Origin of the sequence: Janibacter anophelis NBRC 107843, from assembly GCF_001570945.1 — a bacterium.
GTDB classification, from domain to species: domain Bacteria; phylum Actinomycetota; class Actinomycetes; order Actinomycetales; family Dermatophilaceae; genus Janibacter; species Janibacter anophelis.
The window spans coordinates 66,440-72,737 of the sequence record NZ_BCSQ01000008.1 but is presented as its reverse complement, the minus strand read 5'-3'; the positions used below and the strand labels follow the sequence as shown (position 1 = coordinate 72,737).

Below are 6,298 nucleotides of genomic sequence, written 5' to 3'. Positions count from 1 at the left end.
GGGCACGGCTCGGCAGCGCCCGCCACGGCGTGTCCATGTTGAAGCCGAGGTCGTCACCGAGCGCGGCCATCGTGCGCTGGAAGTACTGCGCGGACTGGGTGCCCTGCGCCCACGGCGCGATGGCGCCCTGGGCCAGGGTCAGGTCGTCGTCGGGGACGACCAGCTCGGGGTCGACCTCGAGCTCCGTGCCCAGGCCGGTGCAGACCGGACAAGCGCCGAAGGGGGAGTTGAAGGAGAAGGAGCGCGGCTCGATCTCGTCGATGTTCAGCGCGTGGTCGTTGGGACAGGCCATCGTCTCGGAGTAGCGCCGCTGGCGCTGCGGGTCGTCCTCGTCGAGGTCGACGAAGTCGATGACGAGCACCCCGCCGGCCAGGCCGAGCGCGGTCTCGACGGAGTCGGTCACTCGCTGCTTGGCCGCCCGGTCGTCCGGACCCTTGGACACCAGCCGGTCGACGACGACGTCGATGGTGTGCTTCACCTGCTTCTCGAGCGTCGGTGGGTCGGCCAGCGAGACGACCTCGCCGTCGACGAGGGCCCGGCTGTAGCCCTTGGTCCGCAGCTCGGCGAAGAGGTCGACGAACTCGCCCTTGCGGGCGCGCACCACCGGGGCGAGCACCTGGAACCGGGTGCGCTCGGGCAGCTCGAGCAGCCGGTCGACGATCTGCTGCGGGCTCTGCCGGGTGATCGCCTCTCCACAGACGGGGCAGTGCGGGCGGCCCACGCGCGCGAAGAGCAGGCGCAGGTAGTCGTGGACCTCGGTGATCGTGCCGACCGTCGAGCGCGGGTTGCGGTTCGTCGACTTCTGGTCGATGGAGACCGCGGGCGACAGGCCCTCGATGAAGTCGACGTCCGGCTTGTCCATCTGGCCGAGGAACTGGCGCGCATAAGCCGACAGCGACTCGACGTAGCGACGCTGCCCCTCCGCGAAGATCGTGTCGAAGGCCAGCGACGACTTGCCCGACCCGGAGAGCCCGGTGAAGACGACGAGGGAGTCGCGCGGGATGTCGACGTGGATGTTCTTGAGGTTGTGCTCGCGGGCACCCTGGACGACGATCCGGTCGTGCAGGCGGGAGCCGGAGGCCTTGGCAGCAGTCACGCACTCCACCTTAGGTGCCCCCACCGACAACGCTCTCACCCTCCCGATGCGGCGCCGGTCCAGGCCCTAGCCTGTCGGGATGAGCACCCCGATCGAGGACTACGCCGCCGTCGGCGACACCGAGACCGCCGCCCTGGTGTCCATGGAGGGGTCGGTGGACTGGCTGTGCCTGCCGCGCTTCGACTCTTCCTCGTGCTTCACCGCCCTGCTCGGCACGCCGGAGCACGGGCGCTGGCTCATCGGCCCGGTGGAGCCGGCCGAGACCACCCGCAGCTACCGGGGGGACTCCTTCATCCTCGAGACGATCCACCGCACCGCGTCCGGAGTGGTCAAGGTCACCGACCTCATGCCCTTGGGCGACGGCCGTGCCGACCTCGTGCGCGTCGTTGAGGGCCTCGAGGGCGAGGTCGAGATGCAGAACGAATGGGTCGTGCGCCTCGGGTACGGCCGGATCAGGCCGTGGGTGGCCCACTCCCCCGGCCATGAGCTGGACGAGGAGGTCATCACCGCCATCGCCGGCAACGACATGCTCGTCCTGCGCGGCTCTCGCCTCCCGCGTCCCGACGGGCCGCACCACCGCGACCGCTGGACCGTGCGCGCCGGCGAGCACTACAACTTCTCGACGACGTGGGTCGCCTCGTACAAGCCGATCCCGCCGCCGCTCGACATCCACTCCCGGATCGAGGCGACGCTCGAGCGCTCCTCCCGGTGGGCCTCGCGCTGCACCTACGAGGGCCCCTACCGAGCCGAGGTCGTGCGGTCGCTGCTCACGCTGCGCCTGCTGACCGACAGCCGCCGTGGAGGGATCGTCGCGGCGGCCACGACCAGCCTGCCGGAGGACTTCGGCGGCGTGCGCAACTGGGACTACCGGTACTGCTGGTTGAGGGATGCCTCGCTCACGCTCGAGTCGCTGCTGAAGTCCGGGTACGTCGGCGCGACCAAGCTCTGGCGCGACTGGCTGGTCCGCGCCATCGCCGGCGACCCCGAGGACATGCAGATCATGTACGCCGTCGACGGCGGGCGCGAGCTGCCCGAGCGGGAGCTGGAGCACCTGCCCGGGTACGCCGACAGCCGCCCGGTCCGCATCGGCAACGGCGCCGTCGGCCAGAAGCAGACGGACGTGCTCGGCGAGGTGATGATCGCCCTCGAGGACGCCCGCGCGCAGGGCCTGCAGGAGTCGCCGCAGTCGTGGGCCGTGCAGCGCGCGCTGGTCAACAACCTCGCCGAGCACTGGGACGAGGCGGACCACGGTCTGTGGGAGATCCGCGGCCCGCTGCGCCACTTCACCCACTCACGGGTCATGGTGTGGGCAGCCTTCGACCGGGCGATCCGCGCGGTCGAGCTGCACGGGTACGAAGGGGACGTGGAGACCTGGCGTGACCTGCGCGAGCGGGTGCGAGCGGACATCCTGACGAAGGGGTGGAACGAGGAGAAGCAGACCTTCACCCAGCACTACGACACCGACGAGGTGGACGCCTCCCTGCTGCTCATCCCGCAGGTCGGCTTCCTGCCGCCCGACGACCCACGGGTCCTCGGCACCGTCGCGGCGGTGGAGCGTGACCTCATGCGCGACGGCTTCCTCCTGCGCTACCGCACCGAGAGCGGGGTCGACGGGCTCGCCGGTGACGAGCACCCCTTCCTCGCCTGCTCGTGGTGGCTCGTGAGCGCCTACGCGCTCACCGGCCAGGTGGACAAGGGGCACGAGCTCATGCGGCGCCTCCTCGCCCTGCTCAACGACGTCGGCCTCGTCGCCGAGGAGTACGACGTCCAGGGCGACCGCCAGGCCGGCAACTTCCCCCAGGCCTTCAGCCACCTCACCCTCATCGGCGCGGCCTACGCCCTCCGCGACGCCGAGGCACGCGCCGCTGCCACCACCGAGCAAGGAGACTCCGCATGACCACCACGACCTACGACCCCGACGTCACGCCCGGAGGCCCCTGGTCCACGCGGGAGCTGTCCGCGCTGACCATCCGCAAGATGTCCGTCTCCGAGATGCACAACAACGTCTATCTGCTGACCTGCCGCGCGACCGGCGAACAGCTGCTCGTCGACGCCGCCGACGAGGCCCCGCGCATCCGCGAGCTCGTGGCGGCGGGCGGTGCCCGGCTCGGCCACCTCGTGACGACGCACCAGCACTGGGACCACGTCCGGGCCCTGGAGGACATCACGCGCGAGTACTCCCCCGAGACCTACGCCGGTGAGGACGACGCACCCGCCCTGCCACAGCTGCCCGACCACCGCCTGCGCCACGGGGACCGGATCACGTTCGGCGACGTGGTGCTCGACGTCGTGCACCTGCGCGGTCACACCCCGGGATCCGTCGCCCTGGCCTATGACGACCCGGACGGCCACGTGCACCTGTTCACCGGCGACAGCCTGTTCCCCGGCGGGGTCGGCAACACCAAGAACCCCGGCCAGAGCTTCGACTCGCTGATCGCCGACGTGACCCAGCGGGTCTTCGACGTCTACGACGACGACACGTGGTTCTACCCGGGTCACGGCTCCGACAGCACCCTCGGCGCCGAGCGCCCGCACCTGCAGGAGTGGCGCGAGCGCGGGTGGTGAGACCCCGGCCACTCGATGGCCGGACAGGGTTGACGCGAGCCGCGCCGCCCCGCAGACTTCGACCCGAACGTCCTGTACTCGCGAGTAACGTGCCCGTGGCGCGTTCCTTCGGCACCCGGGCGTGACCGACCTCGAGGCAAGGACGCCCCACCCGCATGAACGACTCCGCCCTGATCTCCATCGGCCTGCCGATCGCCTTGGCGATCATCATGTTCGGCCTGGGGCTGAGCCTGACGGTCGGGGACTTCCGTCGCGTCGCCCGCTCACCCAAGGCAGTCGTCGTCGCCCTGGTCCTCCAGCTGCTCGTCCTCCCGCTCGTGGCCTTCGGTTTGGTCGTCGCCTTCGACGTCGACCCTCTCCTCGCGGTCGGCGTCATGCTCTTGGCCGCCTCCCCCGGCGGCACGACGGCCAACCTCTTCAGCCACCTCTTCCGGGGTGACGTCGCCCTCAACATCACCCTGACGGCGGTCAACTCGGTGCTGGCCGCGGTGAGCATCCCGCTCGTCACCAACCTGGCCATCAGCTACTTCGGCGCCGAGGGCGAGCTCGGCCTCCAGTTCAGCAAGGTGCTGCAGGTCGTCGCCATCGTGCTCGTCCCCGTCGCGGTGGGCATGTTCGTCCGGTCGCGCTCCCGGGACTTCGCCGAGCGTGCCGACCGGCCCGTGCGGATCTTCTCCATCACCGTGCTCGTCATCGTCGCGGTCGGCGCCCTGCTCGGCGAGCGGGCCAATCTCGGCACCTACCTCGAGCAGCTGGGCGTGGTCACCGCCCTCTTCTGCCTGGCCAGCCTGACGATCGGCTACGCCGGCGCGCGGCTCATGCGCCTGAACGGTCCGCAGTCCATCGCGACCTCCATGGAGGTCGGCATCCACAACACGACCATCGCCCTGACCATTGCCCTGAGCGTGCTCAACAACACCGAGGTCGCGATCGCGGCCGCGATCTACTCGGTCTTCATGTACGTCTTCGCGCCCATCGTCGGCTGGGTCATCAGCCGCGATGTGCGGGCCGGCGACGCCGCCGCCGTGGCCAGCGTCGACTGATCGGGCATCCAGGTCCGTCCCGCAGGGTCGTCACCACGTCAGTGCGTGGTGGCGACCTTCGCGCTGAAGCCGACCATCGCGAGGCCCATCGCGCCCTCGATCCGCCGGCGCACCCGCGGAGCCGAGAGCGCCACCCGGGCCCGGTCCGCCACGAGGACCAACCCCGTGAGCCACAGGCCGCCGAGTGCCACGAGGCTGAGCGCGTAGAGCGCGAGCAGGGGCACGCCTGCGCCGTCGCCGACGAACTGGGGCAGCACCGCGAGGTTGAAGGCGAGCACCTTGGGGTTGGTGATGTTGCACAGGAACCCCTGCGCGAAGACCTTGCTGCGGGCCCCACGCCCGGCTGCCGGCTGCGCCTGCGCCTCGTCACGCGCGAAGTCACCCCGCCAGGCCGTCCACAGCGCGTGGGCACCGAGCCACAGCAGGTAGGCCGCACCGATCCACTTGACGGCGAGGAAGAGCGGCTCGCTCGCGACGATGATCGCGCCGAGACCACCGGCTGCGAGCAGACCCTGCACCGCCCCGGCTGCGCTCACCCCGGCCATCGTCAGCAGGCCGGCGCCCCGGCCGCGCACGAGGGAGGCCCTCAGGGTCAGCGCCGAGTCGGGCCCGGGTGCGATCGTGATGACGAGCACCAGCACGAGGAACGACAGATAGGTGGTCACGAGAGCGAAGACTAGGGTGACGCCGTGAGTCGTGTCGATGCCGTCCCAGCACCACTGCTGGTCCTGGGTGGGGTGCTGTCCGTGCAGTTCGGCGGCGCCCTCGCCGCGACGCTGGTCCCACAGATCGGCGCGGCCGGCTCGGTCATCCTGCGTCTGGGCATCGCGACCGTCCTGCTGGTGCTCGTCGCCCGCCCGAGGTGGCGCGGCCACAGCCGTCGCGACCTCGGCACGATCATCTGCTTCGGCCTGGCGATGGGCCTGATGAACTTCGCCTTCTACGCCTCCCTGGGGCACCTGCCGATCGGTGTCGCGGTGACGATCGAGTTCGTCGGTCCACTCACCCTGGCCGCCGTCCTCTCCCGCCGCCCACGCGACCTGCTGGCCGTGGCCGCCGCGGGCATCGGAGTGCTGCTCATCTCGAGAGCGCTGAGCCTGCCGCTCGAGCAGCTCGAGGTCACCGGCATCGCCCTGGCGTTGGCTGCGGGCGTCTGCTGGGCCGCGTACATCGTCTTCTCCGGCCGAACGGGGGCCGCCTTCCCCCATCTCGAGGGCCTGGCGCTGGCCATGGTCGTGGCGACGGCGGTGGTCCTCCCCTTCGGCCTGTGGGACGTGGCGCGGCACGGCACGCAGGCGTGGGACGCGGAGGTCCTCCTCAAGGGGCTCGGCATCGCCGTGCTCTCGTCCGTCCTGCCGTACTCCCTCGAGCTCTTCGCCCTCCGACGCCTGGCTCCGGCGGTCTTCGGCATCCTGCTCAGCCTGGAGCCGGCCGTCGCCGCGCTCGCAGGTCTCCTCGTGCTCGGCCAACGACTGACCCCCGTCCAGCTGCTCGGCATGGGTCTCGTGGTCCTGGCCAGCGTCCTCGTCCTGGGTCTGGGCGCCCGGCGTCCACCACCGCAGCCGGCGGCCTGAGCACGACGCAGGAGCGGCGA

6 protein-coding genes are annotated in these 6,298 nt (G+C 70.9%); 4 read left to right on the top strand and 2 right to left on the bottom strand.

From position 1 onward, the window contains the following. Positions 1-1,096, bottom strand: a 1,096-nt coding sequence (locus JAN01S_RS03560; RefSeq protein WP_502685840.1) for a UvrA family protein, incomplete at its 3' end; no start/stop codon positions are given. Positions 1,097-1,175: 79 nt separating this feature from the next. On the opposite strand from JAN01S_RS03560, the gene JAN01S_RS03555 reads away from it, so the two are divergent. From JAN01S_RS03555 to JAN01S_RS03545, 3 genes are all read left to right on the top strand, one after another. After that, positions 1,176-2,993 carry a glycoside hydrolase family 15 protein gene (locus JAN01S_RS03555; protein WP_068313784.1) on the top strand — a complete coding sequence of 606 codons (1,818 nt, stop codon included), beginning with the start codon at positions 1,176-1,178 and terminating at the stop codon, positions 2,991-2,993. Beyond that, a complete protein-coding gene (locus tag JAN01S_RS03550; RefSeq protein WP_068313781.1) occupies positions 2,990-3,661 on the top strand; it encodes an MBL fold metallo-hydrolase in 672 nt (223 codons plus the stop codon). The genes JAN01S_RS03555 and JAN01S_RS03550 overlap by 4 nt, the downstream gene beginning before the upstream one ends. A gap of 155 nt (positions 3,662-3,816) precedes the next feature. Beyond that, positions 3,817-4,704, top strand: coding sequence for a bile acid:sodium symporter family protein (locus tag JAN01S_RS03545; RefSeq protein ID WP_068313778.1), 888 nt, complete (start codon positions 3,817-3,819; stop codon positions 4,702-4,704). A 38-nt stretch (positions 4,705-4,742) separates the two neighbouring features. Here the strand turns inward: JAN01S_RS03545 and JAN01S_RS03540 are convergent, their stop codons facing one another. Next, positions 4,743-5,369 carry a LysE family translocator gene (locus JAN01S_RS03540; protein ID WP_068313775.1) on the bottom strand — a complete coding sequence of 209 codons (627 nt, stop codon included), beginning with the start codon at positions 5,367-5,369 and terminating at the stop codon, positions 4,743-4,745. 24 nt (positions 5,370-5,393) lie between these two features. Between JAN01S_RS03540 and JAN01S_RS03535 the strand changes: the two genes are divergently transcribed. Then, positions 5,394-6,278 carry an EamA family transporter gene (locus JAN01S_RS03535; protein WP_068313772.1) on the top strand — a complete coding sequence of 295 codons (885 nt, stop codon included), beginning with the start codon at positions 5,394-5,396 and terminating at the stop codon, positions 6,276-6,278. Positions 6,279-6,298 lie beyond the last annotated feature (20 nt).